Here is a 20,678-nt window from a genome sequence, read left to right as displayed (position 1 = left end):
ATCCGCGCTTCCACCTGCACTTCACGCCGACCTCGGCCTCATGGCTCAACCAGGTTGAGCGCTTCTTTGCCCTGATCACCCAGGAGCGCATTCGGCGGGGCGCCTTCACGAGCGTGCCCGATCTGGAGAGTGCTATCATGGACTACCTGGAGCACCACAATGCCGACCCGAGACCCTTTGTCTGGACCGCCTCGGCCTCAGCTATCCTGGAAAAGGTCGCCCGTGCGAAACAAGCGTTAGAGTCACAACACTAGCTATGCCAAAGGGAGTTAAGACCGCTAGGCACGAAGGATAACGCCATTCTTGTGCATCCGGTTCGCTAAACCCCTAAGGACCTTGAAGATTTATCAAGGAACGGCTCCCGCAAGAGGTTAAATCGGGCCTCTTGGATAATCATGCCAGTAGTCCCTCATCTCCTGCTGACGCTTGCGGTCAGGCCATACCTCATCGTCACCCTCAATGCAGAACGATGATGCGCCTTGCACCTGCTCCTTGGTGATGTCAGTGCGGTAGCCCTCAAGGTCTCTGACATATGAAAGCTTACCCCATGGGATCGTGCGATGGTGAACACCAATGCCGAGAAAGCCGCCGAAGGTCACATCGACATAGACCACCCGCCCACTGACCTTCTCGATCAGCAACCGCTTGATGGTGCCGATCCGGTGCCCTTGCATGTTGAACACCGCCGTGCCCTCGACACGATCGCTTTCGATGACGGGCTTGGATGAGGCGTGCCTGGGAATTGGGCCCGAGAGATAAAAACCATTCTCCAGGGTCCCGAACTCCACGACGGCCTGATTGACATCCAGGGACCAAGGCTCATTCGGAGCAATCTGCCGCTCCAGGCTCCACGGTCCGTCCGTCGCCGGGAGCCTCGCACCGTCTGGATCGCCGGTGATGCCGCGCAGGTCAGGGACCGTTGCCGATTGGAACACGTAGTACGTTGTTCTTCGCATGAGCACCTCCCTCTCGCCGGGATGGATAGCTCCTTGCCCCATGATCAGGATGAAAACGCACTGGCTGGTCTCATGGATCCGGTCCCCGAAACACGAAGGCAAACCCGGAAGCCAGCCCTTGGCTCAAGCCGCAGCGAACCTCACCGCAGCCGCCGGAGGCGATACGCACGATTTCGGGGCTGCGCAGACGGCGCGGAATGATCGGCAGGCTCTCCGCGTTTGACCGGATTGACCTTGCACGCGTGGCTGGTCCCAGCCATCTAAGCATCAGGCCAGTCGCGATCCGAGGTTGATCGGACGCAGCCACGGGCGACAGAATATCGCCGAGCGAGGTGCTCTCATGGTGTGGCGGTTGCTGAATGTCCAAGCCCTCGTGTGCGGCATAATCTTCGACCCATGACTCGTCTGACGACCACGGAGCCGTCTCCGCATCATCACACCCTGTTCCTGGAAGTCCGCGCGTTCCAGTGCCGCTTCATCATCTCCGAGGACACACGTGACGCACTTCCGCACACGACAAAGAACATGCTGCCTCCACGCGGTTGCTTGGTGTTCGCTATGATGGATGACCGGCTCATAGTCATCACGGATGCCAATGCCGGCCCGGCGCAATGCAATGGACAGTCTCGTGCCTGCTGCCTCCCGGCAGGAAGCCTCGTCTTGGTGGCACAATCTTGCAGATCACGAATCTTGGCTCAGTGTCTGCCTCAATCCTGGACCAACGCCCCGGCCATGGACGGGTTCGCGCGCAGAGTGCGGCATAGACGCGCCATGGACCGCAGGATTGTTGAGGGCAGGAGTAGAGCGGCACGGGGCTGTGTTGCATGGATCCGCTGGTGGACGTACTGAGCCCGCCCCAAGCCTGTTCAAGGCATGAACTGCGATGGCGATTTCGGTCGCGCGACGCCGATCTGTCCGCGAGCGCAAGCCGTTCCCAATCACTCGTTTAAGCCGGCTGATAGCGGCCTCCACCAGCGCCCGACGCGTGTACTCGGACTGCTTCTGCCAACCCATGCGGCCATGCTCATGGACACTTTGGAGATGCCGATCGCGCTGGGTTGGGGCGATCTCTGCCGTCTCGCTCAGCACCGCCGTTGATCGTGGTGGCACGATCACGTCAGCGTCAGGATGGCGCTTGCCGACGGTGCCGTCGATACCAGCTTGATCGTAGGCTCCATCACCGATGAAGGAGGCGAGTGGAGCTGCAATCTGGTCGAGCAAGGGCTCGACCTGGGAGTCATCATCGACATCATGGGTCGTCAGCTCTGATGCGAGGATCTGCCCGGTCTCGGCATTGACCCCGATGTGCAGCTTGCGCCAGGATCGGCGTCTTCGGGTGCCATGCTTCTCGATCAACCACTCGCCGGGTCCGCACAGTCGCAGGCCGGTGCTGTCGACCAGCAGGTGAACGGGTCCTCTGGAGCGTGAACATGGCTTTGGGACCTCCAGAGTCTCGGCACGCCGGCTCAAGGTCGAGTAATCCGGCACCGCCAGATCCAGACCCAGGAGGTGGAGGATCGAGCCAATCAGACCCTCCGTCTGACGCAAGGCCAAGCGGAACACCGCTCGGAGCGTTAGCGCCGTCCTGATCGCCAAGGCTGAGTAATGCGGCTGACCGCCTCGGGTTCGGCGCGGCTCAGCCCGTCAGGCCGCGATGGCTTCCGCAGTGAACCAGACGGTCAGGCTTCCCCGCTGGCGCAGGGCGGCGTCATACTCGGCCCAATTCGTGACCCGGGACTGCTGCTTGGGGATGCGGTGACGGCGAGCGGCATTGATCTTGAAGGGCACGGTCGAATCCGCAATCAGGAGGGCCCAACTCTCCTATCCATCCCGCTCCGGCCACCAAATCGCCTATTCGTGCAACATGGCGGCGTCGCATGTCTTAATAGGCGACGCGTCTCTCTGTGACCATGGATGCGAGATCGACAACCGCCTCAAAGGCCTGCGCGACCCGCGCGACTGCCAGATAGATGCGGACTTTTGGGGTTCCTTGCGAAACTTCCTCAATAGCAGCCGAAATAGCAGACGAGACCTTCGCTTCGGATACACGCTGATCCCAAGCATAGCGTAAGTTATCCCTTACGATACGGATATCGGATTTCGCCAGTAACGGTACCCCTGCCGAATTCAGGATTCTGCGGACGTACGCCAGAGCGACAATGAACATGGTCGAACGGAACAAATCGTCCCCATAGCCAAGTAGCGCGAATGCTCGGCCCGACAGGAACTCCGCCAGGATCGCATCTGCGCCCTTGAAGTCGTCACTCAGGCGAAGATCGTCATGAACCGCGACGATAAAGTCAGACGGCCTTGTCATCTCCCATTCACCGTCTAGCGGATCTTCCCAATCCCGATCCGGATCGGCGCAGGTAGCAAGATGATCGAGGAGGGACTCATCCTCCTCAGATAGACGGTCCCCAAAGACCGCGTCGTATGCGTCTGCATTGAGGAATACTGTCTCTATGGGAGCAACCTTTATGTTTGCATGGCTGAAGAGCCGTTCGGCAGCTTCCCTCAGCTTCGCCACTCCCTTAGGTGATAGAGCAACTGTCTTCACTGCTTGGGGTAGTGAAGCCAGTGTGTGGCTGAAGTTGGCCACCAGCTCCTGCGGGTACCATTCTCCGCCGTCGATGTTGCGACCTGAAACGGTCGAATAGACCACGGGCTGAGCCATTCCGCCGACCCAAGTCCGTAGAAGCCAGAACGGCTCGTCGGTCTCATCCTCCTCCAGTTCCTCTAGATGCACCCACTCCGCTTTACCGTCCCGGCATCTGAGAACTTCGAGGTCATCGACATCGTCTTCCACCTCGTCGGAAGCAGCCTCGAGAATGGAATTCGGATCGATACTGACGCCTGTCGGAAGCTGTTGGAATAGCACTTCGGGAACATGTGGCTCTTCGTGATCCGGCCAGACATCCTCCTCGATAGTGACCGGTTCTCGCACCCTATGATGGGAGCCCTCGTACCCGATGGCATCGAGCGACTCCTTCCAATCTTGAGAGATCACTTGCCTGAAATGAGCCGCGAGGGCAGACGGAACCCGGAAGCGGACGAGGATATCACCACTGAAGGCCGAGAGGCTGCTCTGTAAAGAAAAGACGTCGGAGATCGCCTGGTCCAAGAAAACTTCCGCGATGCGGTCGGCGATCATAGGCTCCTGGATTTCCCCCAGCATGTGACCGAGCTTGAGATCCAGCGTCAGAGGCATCATCACGCCAGCCTCAAGGGTCAGGCTCAACGTCCTCTCAATGCCGACATAGGCCGACAAGGCCCGGTTGGTAACTTCGAAGATGTAGAGCAGTCCGGTTTTGACGTCCTCCCCAAACGATCCGAAGACGGAGCGCGGATCCTTGACATCTAACCCCAGTGCGAAGCCCCCGGCGGCCAAGGCTTCAAGCGAAGCATACTCGGAAACGATCGTCTCTACCCTTCGGCCGGGCACAAAGTCTGGCGTCTCAGCCGGGGTCACGCGCCGCAGATTTGAGTGCGCGATGAGGCTCGCGCTCCGCAGGATCTCTCGCGCTCGCAAGCTCTCCCTGGTATCGCGTCCACTGGATGATTGCTTTGCAGTGAACCAGCTTCCTGGATAGTATGGACCCACGAAATACGCAGGACCAGGCGTATGGTTCGGATCCCGGATCCCGGCCCAATGTCCGGAATAGGTCTCGATCAGGGTTCCGATCGCGTGAACCGCATAGTCGTTATCCCCCACACTGCCCTTCACATGGCTCTCAACCCTCAGCGCTGGCTCCAACATGAAGGGCAGTTGCTGCTCCAGCCCGTGATAGGGGACCTCCTGCGCATCCAGATGAGTGGCGATCTCGGCAATATCGAGATGAAGCTTAACCAGGTCTGCCAGAACGGCTGCTCCGCACGCCTGCATCAGGTCATCAGTATGGAGGGATCCTTTGTAATGTGCTGCCGCAACATCATGGATCATGCGGACGACAAGGGGAGTGCCGTCCTGGCCCGCGACATATTCGATGCTCCGCCGCAAAACAACAAAGCGCAACAGACCCTGTGAGGTGAATTCAACGACGACGGCGTGATTGATAGGATCCCGGGATACGTGTTCCAGAACGTCGATATTCCGTTCTTTCACGTCGTCTGGATCAGCCGATTGCCGGTAAGCCTCGATGAGCCGCAGGACCGTGTCGCTCTCTTGGGCAACATGGACGTGGGATCCTGCTTCCAAATCTGAGAGGTCGAAGGCCGCCGGCACCTGAATTTGGGCGACAATCGCCTCCTGCATGTCCTTCACATCTTCGGATTGAGGTCCAAAGGGAAGGATAACCGACACTGGAAGAAACCCACCGAGCGGCACGTGCTCATTGTTCATCATCCGGGTCCTCCTACCAAGGCTAGCCTCTATCCGCCGAAGACGGATCCTAAAGAGATTCTCTTCTAACTCCCTAACACCAGCTTGCTCCTGACAATCTACCAAACCCCAGCGTCCCCGTCTTCTTTGGGCTTGACGGGGACGCCAAAATGCCTTGCTGCACGAATGGGCGATTTGGCGGGCGAAGCTGGATGGATAGGAGAGTTGGGCCCTCCTGATTGCGGATTCGACCGTGCCCTTCAAGATCAATGCCGCTCGCCGTCACCGCATCCCCAAGCAGCAGTCCCGGGTCACGAATTGGGCCGAGTATGACGCCGCCCTGCGCCAGCGGGGAAGCCTGACCGTCTGGTTCACTGCGGAAGCCATCGCGGCCTGACGGGCTGAGCCGCGCCGAACCCGAGGCGGTCAGCCGCATTACTCAGCCTTGGCGATCAGGACGGCGCTAACGCTCCGAGCGGTGTTCCGCTTGGCCTTGCGTCAGACGGAGGGTCTGATTGGCTCGATCCTCCACCTCCTGGGTCTGGATCTGGCGGTGCCGGATTACTCGACCTTGAGCCGGCGTGCCGAGACTCTGGAGGTCCCAAAGCCATGTTCACGCTCCAGAGGACCCGTTCACCTGCTGGTCGACAGCACCGGCCTGCGACTGTGCGGACCCGGCGAGTGGTTGATCGAGAAGCATGGCACCCGAAGACGCCGATCCTGGCGCAAGCTGCACATCGGGGTCAATGCCGAGACCGGGCAGATCCTCGCATCAGAGCTGACGACCCATGATGTCGATGATGACTCCCAGGTCGAGCCCTTGCTCGACCAGATTGCAGCTCCACTCGCCTCCTTCATCGGTGATGGAGCCTACGATCAAGCTGGTATCGACGGCACCGTCGGCAAGCGCCATCCTGACGCTGACGTGATCGTGCCACCACGATCAACGGCGGTGCTGAGCGAGGATGGGGAGAGCACTCCGACCCAGCGCGACCGACACCTCCAAAGCATCCAAGAGCATGGACGCATGGGCTGGCAGAAGCGGTCCGGGTACACGCGTCGGGCTCTGGTGGAGGCGTCTATAAGCCGTTTCAAGCGAGTGATTGGAGATGCGCTGCGTTCGCGGACCGACCAACGTCGCGGCACTGAGGTCGCCATTGCAGTTCATGCCTTGAACCGCATGCTTGAGCTTGGACGCCCGAAGTCTGTCCGCACTGCTTAAACGAAAGCCATAGAGTGGGCTGAGTGCGGTTCCCAGTCGATCTGTGCAACACGGTCCTCCCACCATCGAATGGTGGCCTCCCAGCCTGACCTCTGTCAATCAGACAATGTGCCTTCAAAGGCGGCTCCCGATCAGGTCCGGCGCTGATCAAGGTCTTACCTACTGCTCGGTGAAGACCGCCACCCCGAACACGAAGCACCAGCGCAGGCGGCCCGTCAGACCAGCGGCCACACGAGCAGGATGAGCGGCACCCCCAGCACCAGGACGAGGATCGACAACGGCAGTCCCAACCGCCAATAATCGCCGAACCGATAACCACCCGGCCCCATCACCAAGGTATTGCACTGATGCCCAATCGGCGTGAGGAAATCGCAGGCCGCGCCAACCGCTACCGCCATCAGGAATGCATCGGGCCGGTAGCCCAGCTGCTGGGCGAAGCTCACCGCCACCGGGGCCATCACCAGAACGGTGGCGGCGTTGTTGAGGAACGGCGTGACCGCCATCGCCGCCAGCATCACGAGCGCCAGCGCGCCGTAAGGCGGCAAGGTCCCGGCCAGGTCCGACAGCCCCCTGGCGATCAGATCGGCACCGCCCGTGGTGCGGATCGCCTCACTCACCGGAATCAGAGCCCCGAGCATCACCAGGATTGGTGGGTCGATGGCGGCGTAAGCCTCGCGCAGGGAGAGCGCTCCCAGCAAGACCATCAACACCGCGGCGGTCAGGAAGGCGGAGGCAACCGGCAGCGCACCGACGGCCGTGAGCGCCATGGCGCTGCCCAGGACCGCAACCGGAACGAGACCCTGACGCACATTGCCCAGGCGGATCGCCCGTTCGGCCAGCGGCAGACAGCCGAGTTCCCGCAGCGTCCCGGGCAGGCGGGTAAGGTCGCCCTTCAGCACCAGGACGTCACCGGCCTGCAGAACGATGTCCCGCAGCCGTTCGGTGAAGTGCTGGCCGCTGCGGCTGACGGCGAGCAGGTTGATGTTGAAGTGCTCATGCAGCGTCATGCGCTTGGCGGTTTGGCCGATCAGGATCGATCGCGGCCCGACCACGGCCTCGATCCCGGCGATCTCGTCGGCCGCTCGCGCGGTGCGGGTGGGGCGGTCCCCGCCTTCAAGTTCCAGGCGCGCCCGCGCCACGGCCCGTTCGAGCGCTTCAGGATCCCCTTCCAGAAGAAGGATGTCGCCTTCAAGCAGGATGGCATCCGGCAGAAGCGGCATGCGGACGGTCTTGTGCCGAACGATGCCGGTTACCATGACCTTATCGTTGCAGAACCGCACCAGGTCGCCGACCGTCCGGCCAGTGACCACCGAGGCCGCAGTGACGCGGGCCTCCGTCATGTAGTCGGGGATGTCGAGGGCTTCGTCCATGGTGCCCTTGGCCTTGCGCCTGCCCGGCAGCAGCCGAAAGCCGAACACCAGAAACACGACACCCGCCACGGCGAGGCCGAGCCCGACCGGGGCAAAGTCGATCATGCCGAAGGGCTGCCCCGTCAACTCGCCGCGCACGCGCGAGACGATGATGTTGGGCGAGGTGCCAACCAGGGTGACCAGGCCGCCGAGCAGAGATCCGAAGGCCATCGGCATCAGAAAGCAGGAAGGGGAGGCCTTCAGGCGCCGGGCCACCAGGAGTGCCACCGGGATCATCATGGCGAGCGCGCCGATGTTCTTGACGAAGGCCGACAGGATGGTCACCGCCGTGACCAGCAGCACGATCTGGCCTTGCACCGAGGTCACATGCGACGAGACCCTATGCAGGACCGCCTCCATCACCCCGGAGCGGGCCACCGCCGCGCTGACGACCAGGGCGCTTGCCACGATGATGACGATGTCGTCGCCGAAACCTCTGAACGCTTCCCCGTGCGGCACGACGCCGGTGAACACCGCCGCCAGGAGCGCGAGAATGGCCACGAGATCGTAGCGCAGCCGACCCCAGATAAAGAGGATCATAGCCGCGGCGAGGATGGCGAAGGCAAGGGCCTGATCGAGAGCCATCGATCCACCATGGGACAACGTCTGCAAGGCTAACACGTGGCCGCGACCAGAGGCCACTGAGAGCCGCGAACCATGACTCGCCCACGCTGGGCTTCGGCATCGTCAACGCGTTACTTCAGCTCGGTCTCGTAGATGTAGAGCACCGACTTGTCGTCCTCGGGCATGAAGTAGCCCCGAACGCCTGCATCGCTCGCTTCCTTCCAGACCGGATCATGGCGGTGGCGGCCGGCCATCGGTGAGGCTGACCAGATAGAGACCGCCAAGCCGAAACAGGGGAGTGTCAGAGGTCACCCGCATTTCGGTCACGCCGGAGCACAGCATGCGGTGGCCGCCGACGTACTTGCAGTCCTGGTCATCGAGATAGTGCGAGGTGTTCAGCCGCCGGAGTTGCTCCAGCCCGATCTGAGGCACGGCATTGGTGAGCTCGTAGACTGCCAGAGCAGCCGCCTGCTTCGGCATACCCATGCTGCGCCCACTCAAGGTCTCTGCAGACTGGGGTGAGAGCCTTCAGAAGCGAGACAACGGCGATCCTATTGGTCATCTCTTTCATACATGGACATTGCCGAAGGCCAGTTCGCCCTCCCCTTTCGGCCGGTGCAGCGAGGCATACAGGATCCAGGCATAGAAGAGCGTGACCGCAAGGATCGCGGCCCAGCCTGGCACCGGGCCGATGGCGGCGTTGCGCACCCACTCTCCGACCGAGCCGACCAGATGGGCTTCGGCAGCATTCTCCTGCATTCGGATGAAGGTGGTCTTCACCAGCCAGGCGAACAGCAGGATCAGGAACAGCCAGCAGTAGTTGCGCCGCAGGCGGCGGGAGAGGGCCTGACTGGTGCTGGTCAGGAACATGGGCCGTCTGAGATCATCCCCCAGTTTGAGGATCCAGTCGTCCGTCGTCCCCTCCTCAGGGGCAAAGATCTGGGCGAAGTAGTTACGTTCCATCCGGCGCACCCGGTTGCGGTAGACGTCGAAGAAGCGGTACCGGCGCGCCTCGATCACCAGGAGCAGCAGAACCAGGACCATGGCGAACAGCAGCACGCCATGGTGAGCGGTCGGCGTGGAGAGCGAGACTGAGAGCATTGCCGCCACTACGGTAATGGCCCAGTTGGTGGTCCGGTCGATCCGATCGCGCCAGCCCGCCATGCGGGCGATCTCGGCGCGATGATAATGCGCCAGGACAGTGATGAACTCGGTCGAGGTGCTGGGAAAGACGGGTGCCGCGATAGTGGGGCGCAGAACCTGGACAGTGCTCTGATCGGTTTTCGATAGCATGGTGTCCCTCCCTCCACTCTGGACGGCGTTCGGACACTCTCGGTCAGCGCGGAAGGCGCATCCTAGTCAGGACCTGATAAGGCATTATAGCACTGGTCGACGACGTTCGCAGATCAATCCGTCACACCTCGGTCGAGCGGCATTGCGAACGGTGAGATGCCTCGCCTGGACCGGCCAAGTCATACGTTTCCGGCGCCAGCGGCTCTCTATCGTCGAAGTCCGCCCCCACTGGCCGAAGGGTAAGCGGGGCATTTTGCTTTCAATTACCCACAAGCCTCATGCCGAGGGAGGCGCCGAGTTCGATATCGGTGAGGCGCGAGAGGCCGCGCCACATGACCATGTTGCCGGGCGGTGGATCCTTGGCGCGGGCGAGGTGGCCGCCGAGCCGGGCGATCTTGGTCAGATAGTGTGCCAGCGTTGGCGACGGTGACGACGTCTTGTTCTTGACCAGCTGATCGAGCAGGCGGATCTCGAGCGCGGTGAGGACCAGGCGTGGGGATGCTTGGGGTGCTGTCCGATTGAGCATCGTCAGCCAGAACACCCGCCACGCCAGGATGCAGAACAGCGCCAGCAGATTGACCAGCCGCTCGGCCGACCGAAGCTTCGCATCCTCAGCCCGGCAGCCCGATTTCAGGATTTTATGGAACAGCTCGATAGTCTGAATGCAAATGACAAAAGCGGGTCGCTTCGCCATTGGGGCTGGTTGGAATGGCATAGCGGATCTCGACCTCTCCGTCGGTGACGATCACCCGCACCACCAGCCACTCGATGAGCTGCCGTTTCTGCTCCCAGGTTGCCTGCTCGAGCCCCTTCTGCACCCGGCGGCAGAACTCGCCGATGCTCAGGCTCACCCGTGCGATCTCGCTCTGACGGTCGACCTGCGCCTCCAACTGCTGCCTCTGGGCCCCAAGGCTTTGGACCTTCTGCTCCAAGTCGTGACGGCGACGGCGATATTCCTCCAGGCCCACAACCTCGCTCAAATAAGCCTCGGTCAGGCGCTCGATTTGCTGCTCCACGCGGACTTGCCCCCGCTTCAAGGCATCACGCCGGACTTGGAGATCCTGAGGCAGCCAATGCCCGCCGTGCGCCCGCTCCAGCGCATAGCCGATGGCCTCCGGATGGGTCAGCAACCGGCACAGATCCTCCCAGACCAGGCTCTCAATCGGCTCGGCCGGAATATAGCGCGAGCGGCACTTCCCTTCCCGGTGGGATTGGAGGGCTGGCAGCTTGCCGCGACAGCAATAATAGCGATGCTGCGATCGCAAGCAGCGGCCGAAGCAGGCCAACCCACACACGCCACAGCTGACCAGGCCCCGTAACAGATAGCTCTGAGCCGTGTTGTTGCGGCCTGCGAATTGCCGGTTCTGGGCGAGTTTGGCCTGCACGCGATCAAACTGCTCCTGGGTGACAATGGCCAGGATCGATGCCACGGCCATCCAGTCCTCCCGCGGTCGGATGCACCGGGTCGTGACCGCAGCCCCTGGGCGGCAGGCAGCCTGGATCCGCCCCGCATACACCTCGCCGGTGTAGACGGGATTGGTCAGGATGCCCCGCAAGCTCGGCACGCCCCAGCGTCCCCGGGCGCGCGGAGGCCTCACCGCGTCCTGATGCAGCTTCTTGGCCAAGCCATACAAGCTGCGGCCCTCATCAGCATACCAGGCGAACATCTCGGCCACCACCGCGGCCTCGGCTTGATCCTGACGCACGCCGGCGGGATCGCGGGGACGATCCGGATTGACGCGATAGCCGTACGGCACCCGGATCCACGGCAACAGGACGCCGGCCTGCAGCTTGCGCAGCCGTCCCCGGCGCATCCGCTCCGCGATCAGGGTGCGCTCGTATTCGGCCACGGCCCCACGGATTTGCAGCAGAAGCTGATCATGCGGATCCTGGCTCATCGGCCGGTCGAGAAAGTCGACCTGGCACCCGGTGGCCGTGATCTCCTCGAGCAGGAGGACTTGATGCACATAATTGCGCGCGAGCCGGTCTGGTGCCGTGATCAGAACCCGGTCGAGTTCGCGCAGAGCCGCACGGTCGCGCAGTCGCTCCAGACCTGGCCGCGTGAGTTTGGCGCCGCTATAGCCATCATCGCGGAAGATGTGCTCCGGGGCGACGCTCCAGCCCTGCTGAAGGGCGTGAGCCTGCAGGCGATCAATCTGCTGAGCAAGCCCGTCGGCCTGTGCCTGGCGCTGGGTGGAGACCCGTGCATAGATCCCGGTCCTCATGGTTCACCTCCCGTGCGGGAGGCTCGGCGCCGGTCGGGACCGCAGCGTCTTGTGACAGCTTTGTCCACGCCATCAATTGCTGATAGGTCCGATCCCACCGGCGCTGCCCGTCCGGATGAGGCTGGCATGTCCGGTGCATCCGCCACTCCCGCATCGTTGCCTCCTGCCGCAGACAAGTTCGGCAACGAAGGGCAACCCGACGGACAGGTCTCGCGCAAGCGCAACGGCAATCGCCACCAGCTCAGCTTAAGCTGTCTGAAGCGGCTCAGGCAGAATTTGTCATTTGTGATTAGACCATCTCGATCTTCCAGCGCAGGGCGTACCAGCCGATCTTCTCGATCGCCTCATCGACGCACGTGACGGGCAGATCGGTGATGAGGCGCCAGTGGATGGGCTGGCGGTTCTCGGGTGTTCCTTGCTCATCAGCGCAGATCACGGTGAGCGCGAGCGCGGGATAGCGCTTCCGCTTGGCGAGAGGCGGCAGCACCTGGAGGCGATGATACTTGATGGTGAGGTGCGCCTGGCTCTCCTTGCCTTTGTCGTCCCGCACCGCGATCGGGTGCTCGCCTTGGCCAGGCTGCTGGTCCATGGCTGCGAGGATCGTCTGGGTGCCGTCATCCGCCCGCCGGTCGACACAGCTGCGGACGAGAAAGTGCGTGCCGAGCTCGTGCGCCGTGACGAACAGCTCATAGATGTCGCTCTCGCGATCGCCGATGTGGATGCACCGTGCCGGATCAGCGACAAGCGCCGAGGACTGGCGCATGTTCTCGAGCCAGCGGAGGCTCTCCTTGTCCTCGATCGGCACCCGCGTCGGGTTGATATGCCGCTTGAGCTCTGTCGTGCCCTTGAAGCTGGCGCGCGTCCAGAACTTGATCGCACACAGCCCCAGCGGCAGCCCATCCGGCGTGACGCCAAGGCTTGAGTGCATCAGAAGGCCGCAAACGGTATAGAGCTGGCGTCGATCATAACTGGTGTTGCGGCAGGGATATTGCCCGATCACGCCAACTGGCTCAGGCCGGACCCGGTGATAGGTGAACTCGGTGGTGTCGTGAAGGATGAGGATCGGCCCCTCGGTCGCGGCCACGCGGCTGGCGGTTGCCGCGAAGCGGCCGGCCAGGATCTGAGCCTCGCTGACGCGATCATTGTCGAAGAAGCGATAAGCGGCCTTGGTGGCGGCCCAATCCTGGCAGGCCAGCGGCAGGCTCGCTCCCATCGCCCCGCCGAGCTGCTCCAAGAGCCGCCGCAGCCGCCGGCCCAGCCGTGCATCGGCAAAGGTTGATCCGGCCAATTCCTCATCGAGCCACGAGGCACCCTCGAGCATCGGATCCATGGCAGCACTCCATCCGAATGGGTGCCCAACAAGGAATCACGCCCGAGTCATCTCGCGCAAGCTGAAGTGGCGCGGCTCCGGAGATGTGGGTAATTGAAAGCAATCTGCCCCACTTACGAACGCCCCTCAACGGAGCACTGGCACCGCAGAGCATCACCGCCCGATCCACCGTGGCCTCGTCAGTCGCTTGACTTAAAAATTTGATGCATCATAATCGTTCCGCAAGGGAACTTAGAGGTCACTTAAAGTTCAAAACGCATCGATGTATGTGTTCGCTGGTCAAATGCTCCATAAGGCGAAGAGTGTTGCGCAATTTTAGCTGTCTGCCTGAAAGATAGTTAAGTAATCAACTTACGTTTTCAGGACAGTTTGGGCTTCGATCTCGAGCTAGTGTGCTTCGTTCTGTGATTCTAGGGGCTTTCTTCGGATTTGGGACTTCTGTCCCCTCCCAATACGAAGGTTTGTTGCGTGAATGTCATTCGACCTGAATAACCAGAGGAAGATCACAATGAAAATGAGGCTTAGCGTGCTGGCCGCCCTCGCCGGATGGCTTTGTGCCGGTGCATCCGGAGCGGTCGCGCAGGAGGCGCCAGTCAAGGGTGGAACGCTCAACATGATCGCCCAACCCGAACCCCCCGTGTTGATGGTCGGGCTGAACACGCAAGGGCCGACATTGTACGTGGGCGGGCAGATCTACCAGAGCCTGCTGACCTACGGCACCGACCTAAAGCCTCTTCCTTCGCTCGCGAAATCGTGGGTCATCTCGGACGATGGGCTGACCTACACATTCACCCTCCAGGACAATGTCAAATGGCACGACGGCAAGCCGTTCAGTGCCGATGACGTCGTGTTCACAGCCGATAAGTTCCTCCGCGAGGCTCATCCGCGCTGGCGCCTTATCGCCACGACCTACGTGGACAGCATCACCGCACCGGCCCCCAATCAGGTAGTGTTCAAGCTGAAGACGCCGTTCTCCGCTTTCATCAGCGCGTTCGAACTCAGCTCCTTTCCGATCATTCCGAAGCACCTCTATGAGGGCACGGATTACCGCACCAATCCCGCCAACCAGACGCCTATCGGGACCGGCCCGTTCAAGCTGAAGGAATGGAAGCGCGGCTCCTACATCCATCTCGTGCGCAACGAGGATTACTGGAAGCCCGGCAAGCCTTATCTGGACGAGCTCTATTTCCGCATCATTCCGGATTCCGCCTCGCGCGCAGTGGCTTTCGAGAAGGGCACTGTCGACGTTCTTCGCGGCGGCGACGTCGAGGGCTTCGAGGTTCGCCGGCTCGTGAAGCTGCCTGAGGTGGAGAACACCACAAGTGGCTGGGAAAACTACGCACCTCTCGTGTTCATGCAGATGAACCAGCGCACATTGCCGTTCTCGGACAAGCGCGTTCGCCAAGCCATCATGCATGCGATCGATCGCGAGTTCATTGTCAAGAACGTGTTCTTCGGTCTTGGTAAGGTTGCGACCGGTCCATTTGCGTCCTCGACCATGTACTATACGCCCGACGTTCCGGCCTATCCGTTCGATCTGCCCAAGGCTAAGAAGCTCCTGGCCGATGCAGGCATCAAGCCGGGCGACTACACCATCCGGTTGATGCCGCTCCCCTACGGCGCCGCGTGGGACCGCATGTCGGAATACATTAAGCAGCAGATCGAGCAACTCGGGTTCAAGGTCGTAATTCAAGGCGTCGATGCCGGTGGCTGGTCGCAGAAGCTCGCCGACTTCGATTTCGACCTCACGTTCAACTTCACCTATCAGTATGGCGATCCGGCGCTTGGTGTTGCCCGCCACTACCTGTCGAACAACGTCGTCAAGGGGACGCCTTACGGCAACAACCAGAACTACCTGAACCCCAAGGTCGACGAACTCTTCGCAACCGCCGCCGGCGCGGTCAGCAAGGACGTGGCGACCAAGGCCTACACCGAAGCGCAGAAGATCCTCGTTGACGATGTGGCATTGGGCTGGCTCTACGAGATGCAGAACGTCACCATCAACCGCAAGAAGGTGAAGAACCTCGTGAGGACCGGCATCGGTCTCAACGAATCCATGGACGAGGCCTGGATCTCCAAGTAACCGCCGCATTGGGCTGGGCCGGCATGTAGATGCCGTCCCATCTCACGCCATGCCGCCGTCGGGAGGAACAGTTGAAAACGCTCGATTTTCTATTTCAGCGCCTCGTCAAGGCGATTCTGGTCGTGCTCGGGGTTGTGATCCTGAACTTCGTGCTGATCCACATGGCGCCGGGCGATCCCGCCTCCGTCCTTGCCGGTGAAGCAGGAGCCGGTGACGCCAAGTTTATCGCTCAGTTGCGCGCTCAGTTCGGCCTTGATCAACCGCTCTACTGGCAGCTTTGGACGTATCTCAAGGGCGTTTTGACCGGCGATCTCGGCTATTCCTACCGCAATCAGGTCCCGGTCATGACGCTGATTCTGGACCGTCTGCCGGCCACGTTGCTGCTGACGGGATGCGCCTTCGTGTTTTCTCTCGTGCTCGGAATTCTGCTAGGCGTCATCGCCGCCTATCGCCGGGGCAGCATTGCCGACAGCGTGGTCATGACGAGCGCCCTCGTGTTCTACGCGACGCCTTTGTTCTGGATCGCCCTGATGTCGGTGCTGGTGTTTTCTCTGCACCTCGACTGGCTGCCGCCCTTCGACATGGAGAGCATCGGCGCCAACTATACCGGTTGGGCGCGTGTTGCTGATATCGCCCACCATCTTGTCCTGCCGACCGTGACCCTCGGCCTGTTTTTCACCGCCGTCTATACGCGCCTCACGCGTGCCTCCATGCTGGAGGTGATGGCGCTCGATTTCGTCAAGACTGCCCGTGCAAAAGGAGTGCCGAAGGCGCAGATCATCCGCCGCCACGTCCTGCGCAACGCCATCCTGCCGGTCTTCACCTTCGCCAGCATGCAGGCCGGCCAGCTTGTCGGCGGCGCCGTGCTGACCGAGACGGTGTTTGCGTGGCCAGGCATTGGTCGGTTGATGTTCGATGCGCTGTTGCAGCGCGACTATCCGGTTCTGCTCGGCGTGTTTCTCGTGACCGCGGCCGTCGTGGTACTGGTTAATCTGATCGCGGATCTACTCTACCGGTTCGTCGATCCGCGCATCGAAGCGGCTGCCTGAGGAGACGCGACATGAATTTCTTCAAGCGCTACGCGCGCAATTACGGCGCTCTCATCGGACTCGCGATTCTGCTCGTGGTGATGGTGCTGGCCTTCACCGCGCCTTTGTTGTTCCCGATCAGCCCCTGGCAGAGCGTCGGCGACCCGCTGCTGCCGCCTTCTGAAGATCCGGCCTTTCCCTTTGGCACCGACATGCTGGGACGGGATATCGCGGCGGGCCTCGCCTATGGAGCTCGCGTCTCCCTTCTCATCGGCGTCATTTCGACTGCCGTAGCCGTCGTGATCGGCGTCACCATCGGGGCGCTGGCAGGCTTTTATGGCGGACGGGTAGACGATCTCCTGATGCGCTTCACCGAGTTCTTTCAAACGATTCCGGCCTTCGCCATGGCCGTCGTGCTAGTAGCGATCTTCAATCCCGACATCGTGTCCATCACGCTCGCGATCGCGGTGGTGTCGTGGCCGCCGGTCGCGCGGCTCGTGCGCGGCGAGTTCCTGAGCCTGCGTTCCCGTGAGTTCGTGCAGGCTGCCATCGTGATCGGCCAGAGCGGGCCTCGTATCATGTTCACGCAGATCCTGCCCAACGCGATTTCGCCCATCATCGTCACGGCGTCACTGATGGTCGCGACTGCCATCCTGACCGAAAGCTCGCTTTCATTCCTCGGTCTTGGCGACCGCAACATGATGAGCTGGGGCTTCATGATCGGCGCGGCACGCACGATGCTGCGCGAGGCCTGGTGGATGAGCGTGTTCCCCGGCGTTGCCATCCTGTTGACGGTTCTGGCCATTAACTTGATCGGCGAGGGGCTTAATGACGCAATGAACCCGCACCTTCGCGGTCGGAAGGGCTGAGATGAACGCGCAAGCCACACCTCTTCTTCGAGTCGAAAATCTCTCGATCCCGCTTCCGGCCGGGCTCGATCGCGAATTCGCCGTCGAGAAAATCTCCTACAATCTCCACGCGGGCGAAATTCTCTGCATCGTGGGCGAATCCGGGTCCGGCAAATCCATGACCGCCAATGCCATCATGGGACTGCTTCCGGAGTATCTAACGCCTTCCGGTGGGCGCATTCTGTTCCGCGGCAAGGACCTGCTCGCCATGCGGGAATCCGAACTTGAGCAAGAGCGCGGACGGTCGATGGCAATGGTGTTCCAGGAGCCGCTCTCGGCACTCAACCCGCTGATGAAAGTGCGTGACCAGATTGCCGAAGTCATGGAGGTGCATGGAGAACGTAACGCCGAAGTGCGGGACCGGCGCGTGCTCGACCTGCTCGAATATGTCGGGCTTCCCGACCCAGCAAATTTGCGAGACGCCTATCCTTTCCGGTTGTCGGGTGGGCAGCGGCAACGCGTCATGATCGCGATGGCGCTAGCTCTCGAGCCAGCCCTCCTCATCGCCGACGAACCCACCACCGCCCTCGATGTGACGACCCAGGCGCAAATTCTCGATCTGATCCGCCGCATCCAGAAGGCCCAGGGCATGGGCGTGATGTTCGTGACCCACGATTTCGGCGTCGTCGCCGATATCGCCGACCGCGTCGTCGTCATGGAGCGGGGCGTCATTGTGGAGCAAGGTCTTGCGGCTGACGCGCTGAACCGTCCGCAGCATCCCTACACAAGGCGGTTGATTGCCGCGGTGCCGCATCGCGAGGTGCACGACGCGAAGGCGGCCGCGGAGGGCGATCTCCTGCTCGACGTAAAGAACCTTCGCAAGACCTATCGAAGCGGGGGTGGATTTTTCTCGAAGCCGCGCGTTGTCAAGGCCGTTAACGATATCAGCTTTACGCTTCGCCGTGGCGAGACCCTCGGGGTCGTGGGTGAATCAGGTTCCGGCAAATCGACGCTTGGCCGCTGCCTGTTGAAACTGACGGAAGTCGATGGCGGGCAGGTTCTGTTTCGCGGACGCGATGTCGTGCCGCTGTCAGCGAGTGCTTTTCGTTCAATGCGGCGTCACATGCAGATGGTCTTTCAGGATCCCTTCGCGTCCCTGAACCCGCGCCAGACCGTGGGGCGCATTCTCACAGACGGGCCTGTTGCAAACGGCATCTCTTATGCCGAGGCGGAGCGCAAGGCGCGCGAACTTCTGGAACTCGTCGGCCTCGAATCCTCGGCGTTCGACCGATACCCGCAGGAATTTTCCGGTGGGCAGCGCCAGCGCGTTGGTATCGCGCGTGCGCTCGCTCTCGATCCTGAATTGCTTGTGGCCGACGAAAGCGTCTCGGCCCTCGACGTGTCGGTTCAGGCGCAGGTTCTCGAGTTGCTGCAGGACCTGCAACGCCGGCTTAACATCGCCATCATCTTTATCACGCACGACCTTCGCATCGCGGCCCAGATCTGCGACCGTATCGCCGTGATGTATCGCGGCGAGATTGTCGAATCGGGCCCGCCCGAACAGGTGTTCGATGCGCCCCAACACGCCTATACGCAACAACTGATTACCGCTATTCCGGGCCTTCGCTGGAACCCGCGCCTCGCGGTGCTGTAATGATCCCCGCAGGAGATAACACGATGAACCCCTCAGCTGTCCGCTCCGGCGGTGAGATTCTTGTCCGCCAACTGATGATCAACGGCGTGCGCCGGGTCTTCATGGTCGCCGGCGAAAGCTTCCTGCCCTGCATCGACTCGCTTTATGCGCACCGCGACGAGATTTCCACCGTGTCGTTCCGGCAGGAGGGCGGTGCCGCATACGCGGCGGAAGCCCACGGAAAGCTGACGGGCGAACCCGGCATCTGCTTCGTCACCCGCGGGCCGGGCGCGACCAATGCGAGCATCGGCGTGCATACGGCCTATCAGGACGGCACGCCGATGATCCTCTTCGTCGGCCAGATCGGGTCAGACACGGTAGAGCGCGACTGTTTCCAGGAAGTCGATTATCGCCGTATGTTCGGCTCCATGTCCAAATGGGTCGCGAGCATCGACCGCACGGACCGTATCCCCGAATATATCGCCCGCGCGTTCCAGGTCGCCCGCAGTGGAAGACCCGGACCGGTGGTGCTGGCGCTCCCCGAGGACGTTCTGTGGGGACAGGCCTCGGTGCCGGACGTCTTGCCGGGAGCACGCGCACACGCCCACCCGGCGCCTGCTGAAATCACCCGCCTGGCGGAGCTTCTCGCACAGGCCGAGCGGCCTTTCATGATCGTTGGCGGCGCCGGCTGGACCGACGAGGCGCTGGCTAAGATGCGCGGCTTCGCAGAGCGTTTCGATCTGCCGGTCGGTGTCTCCTGGCGGCGCCTGGAATGCTTCGACAATCGCCACCCCAATTTTGCCGGGCATGTCGGCTACGGAATGGACCGCAAGCTTGCGAAGCGTATGGAGGATTCAGATCTCCTCCTGGCCGTCTGCACACGTCTCGACGAGCCTACCACAGAAGGCTACGTCCATGTGACGAGCCCCGTTCCACGCCAGACTTTAGTCCACATTCATCCTGATCCGAACGAGCTTGGTCGGGTTTACCGGGCTGAACTCGCCATGGTGGCCGATCCGACCGGGTTCAGCACCGCGGTTACGTCGCTCTCGCCGAAAGCAACGCCTCGCTGGGCTGGCGCCGCGAGGACGGCCAATGGGGAGTATCAAGCGACGCTGAAGCCGGGACCGATGCCTGGCGAAACGAATCTCGCGGAGATTTCCGCCTCGCTCCGCGACCGCCTGCCGAAGGATGCGTGCATCACTCTCGGCGCAGGCAACTTTGCCCTGTTTCCACACCGGTTTCTACAATTCTCCGGGCTGGGCACGCAGGCCTCGCCGGTCTGCGGCGCGATGGGATACGGGCTCCCGGGCGCCATCGCCGCGAAGCTTGCTTTTCCTGAACGTGTCGTCATCTGCTACGCGGGCGACGGCTGTTTCCAGATGACCATGCAGGAGCTCGGCACCGCGGCGCAAAGCAAGCTGGGGATCGTCATTCTCGTCTTCAACAACGGGATGTGGGGCACCATCCGGCAGCATCAGGAGCGCGAATATCCGGCGCGCGTGTTCGGTCTCTCGCTGACCAACCCCGATTTCGCCACGCTTGTGCGTGCTTATGGTGGACATGGGGAGACGGTCGCCCAGACGCCAGATTTCATGCCCGCATTCGAACGTGCGCTCGCCTTCGCCGAGCGTGAATCGATGCCGGCGCTGATCGAGGTGCAGTACGATCCGAACGGTATCACGCCCGACACCACATTGGCCGCGGTGCGGGATGCGGCGCTGGCGCGGGCCAGCGCCTAATATCAAGACCATTCAACAGGAGCGAAG

Annotated in this window: 12 protein-coding genes and 4 pseudogenes; 7 read left to right on the top strand and 9 right to left on the bottom strand. The window is 61.7% G+C overall.

The features are described 5' to 3' along the window. A pseudogene (locus FS320_RS45880) lies at window positions 1–254 on the top strand (IS630 family transposase); the annotation flags it as partial. Between the two features lie 117 nt (window positions 255–371). On the opposite strand, the gene FS320_RS10100 reads toward FS320_RS45880, so the two are convergent. The 3 genes and pseudogenes from FS320_RS10100 to FS320_RS10090 form a co-directional block, all read right to left on the bottom strand. Beyond that, complete coding sequence (locus FS320_RS10100) at window positions 372–956, bottom strand: PRC-barrel domain-containing protein (RefSeq protein WP_152711340.1); 585 nt, start codon at window positions 954–956, stop codon at window positions 372–374. Between the two features lie 858 nt (window positions 957–1,814). After that, window positions 1,815–2,744, bottom strand: a pseudogene (locus FS320_RS10095) (IS5 family transposase); the annotation flags it as partial. A gap of 94 nt (window positions 2,745–2,838) precedes the next feature. Next, complete coding sequence (locus FS320_RS10090; RefSeq protein WP_210252204.1) at window positions 2,839–5,280, bottom strand: hypothetical protein; 2,442 nt, start codon at window positions 5,278–5,280, stop codon at window positions 2,839–2,841. Window positions 5,281–5,527: 247 nt separating this feature from the next. Here FS320_RS10090 and FS320_RS10085 point away from each other — a divergent pair. Beyond that, window positions 5,528–6,496 (top strand): annotated as a pseudogene (locus FS320_RS10085) (IS5 family transposase). Between the two features lie 215 nt (window positions 6,497–6,711). On the opposite strand, the gene FS320_RS10080 reads toward FS320_RS10085, so the two are convergent. The 6 genes and pseudogenes from FS320_RS10080 to FS320_RS10055 all read right to left on the bottom strand — a co-directional run bounded on the left by FS320_RS10080 (window position 6,712) and on the right by FS320_RS10055 (window position 13,317). Beyond that, window positions 6,712–8,490 carry an SLC13 family permease gene (locus FS320_RS10080; RefSeq protein ID WP_152711337.1) on the bottom strand — a complete coding sequence of 593 codons (1,779 nt, stop codon included), beginning with the start codon at window positions 8,488–8,490 and terminating at the stop codon, window positions 6,712–6,714. A gap of 110 nt (window positions 8,491–8,600) precedes the next feature. Next, a pseudogene (locus FS320_RS10075) lies at window positions 8,601–8,949 on the bottom strand (DUF6454 family protein). An 87-nt stretch (window positions 8,950–9,036) separates the two neighbouring features. Then, the gene (locus FS320_RS10070; RefSeq protein ID WP_152711335.1) at window positions 9,037–9,762 is read right to left on the bottom strand and encodes a DUF2270 domain-containing protein; all 726 of its coding nucleotides are present in this window, start codon (window positions 9,760–9,762) and stop codon (window positions 9,037–9,039) included. A 259-nt stretch (window positions 9,763–10,021) separates the two neighbouring features. Continuing rightward, window positions 10,022–10,456: an IS4 family transposase gene (locus FS320_RS10065; protein WP_244627064.1), complete on the bottom strand. Its 435-nt coding sequence runs from the start codon at window positions 10,454–10,456 to the stop codon at window positions 10,022–10,024. Continuing rightward, window positions 10,401–11,987, bottom strand: coding sequence for a recombinase family protein (locus FS320_RS10060; RefSeq protein WP_152711333.1), 1,587 nt, complete (start codon window positions 11,985–11,987; stop codon window positions 10,401–10,403). The genes FS320_RS10065 and FS320_RS10060 overlap by 56 nt, the downstream gene beginning before the upstream one ends. A gap of 289 nt (window positions 11,988–12,276) precedes the next feature. Further along, complete coding sequence (locus tag FS320_RS10055; protein ID WP_244627063.1) at window positions 12,277–13,317, bottom strand: IS4 family transposase; 1,041 nt, start codon at window positions 13,315–13,317, stop codon at window positions 12,277–12,279. Window positions 13,318–13,825: 508 nt separating this feature from the next. On the opposite strand from FS320_RS10055, the gene FS320_RS10050 reads away from it, so the two are divergent. The 5 genes from FS320_RS10050 (at window position 13,826) to FS320_RS10030 (ending at window position 20,651) form a co-directional block, all read left to right on the top strand. Further along, on the top strand, window positions 13,826–15,400 hold the full coding sequence (locus FS320_RS10050) for an ABC transporter substrate-binding protein (RefSeq protein WP_162002996.1): 1,575 nt from the start codon (window positions 13,826–13,828) through the stop codon (window positions 15,398–15,400). A 71-nt stretch (window positions 15,401–15,471) separates the two neighbouring features. Then, on the top strand, window positions 15,472–16,449 hold the full coding sequence (locus FS320_RS10045; RefSeq protein ID WP_152711332.1) for an ABC transporter permease: 978 nt from the start codon (window positions 15,472–15,474) through the stop codon (window positions 16,447–16,449). A gap of 11 nt (window positions 16,450–16,460) precedes the next feature. Continuing rightward, on the top strand, window positions 16,461–17,297 hold the full coding sequence (locus tag FS320_RS10040) for an ABC transporter permease (RefSeq protein WP_152711330.1): 837 nt from the start codon (window positions 16,461–16,463) through the stop codon (window positions 17,295–17,297). 1 nt (window position 17,298) lies between these two features. After that, a complete protein-coding gene (locus FS320_RS10035) occupies window positions 17,299–18,930 on the top strand; it encodes an ABC transporter ATP-binding protein (protein ID WP_152711328.1) in 1,632 nt (543 codons plus the stop codon). Window positions 18,931–18,953: 23 nt separating this feature from the next. Next, complete coding sequence (locus tag FS320_RS10030) at window positions 18,954–20,651, top strand: thiamine pyrophosphate-binding protein (RefSeq protein ID WP_152711327.1); 1,698 nt, start codon at window positions 18,954–18,956, stop codon at window positions 20,649–20,651. Window positions 20,652–20,678 lie beyond the last annotated feature (27 nt).

This window comes from Microvirga tunisiensis (genome assembly GCF_009296175.1).
GTDB lineage: Bacteria > Pseudomonadota > Alphaproteobacteria > Rhizobiales > Beijerinckiaceae > Microvirga > Microvirga tunisiensis.
This window is presented reverse-complemented; position numbering and strand designations above follow the sequence as displayed.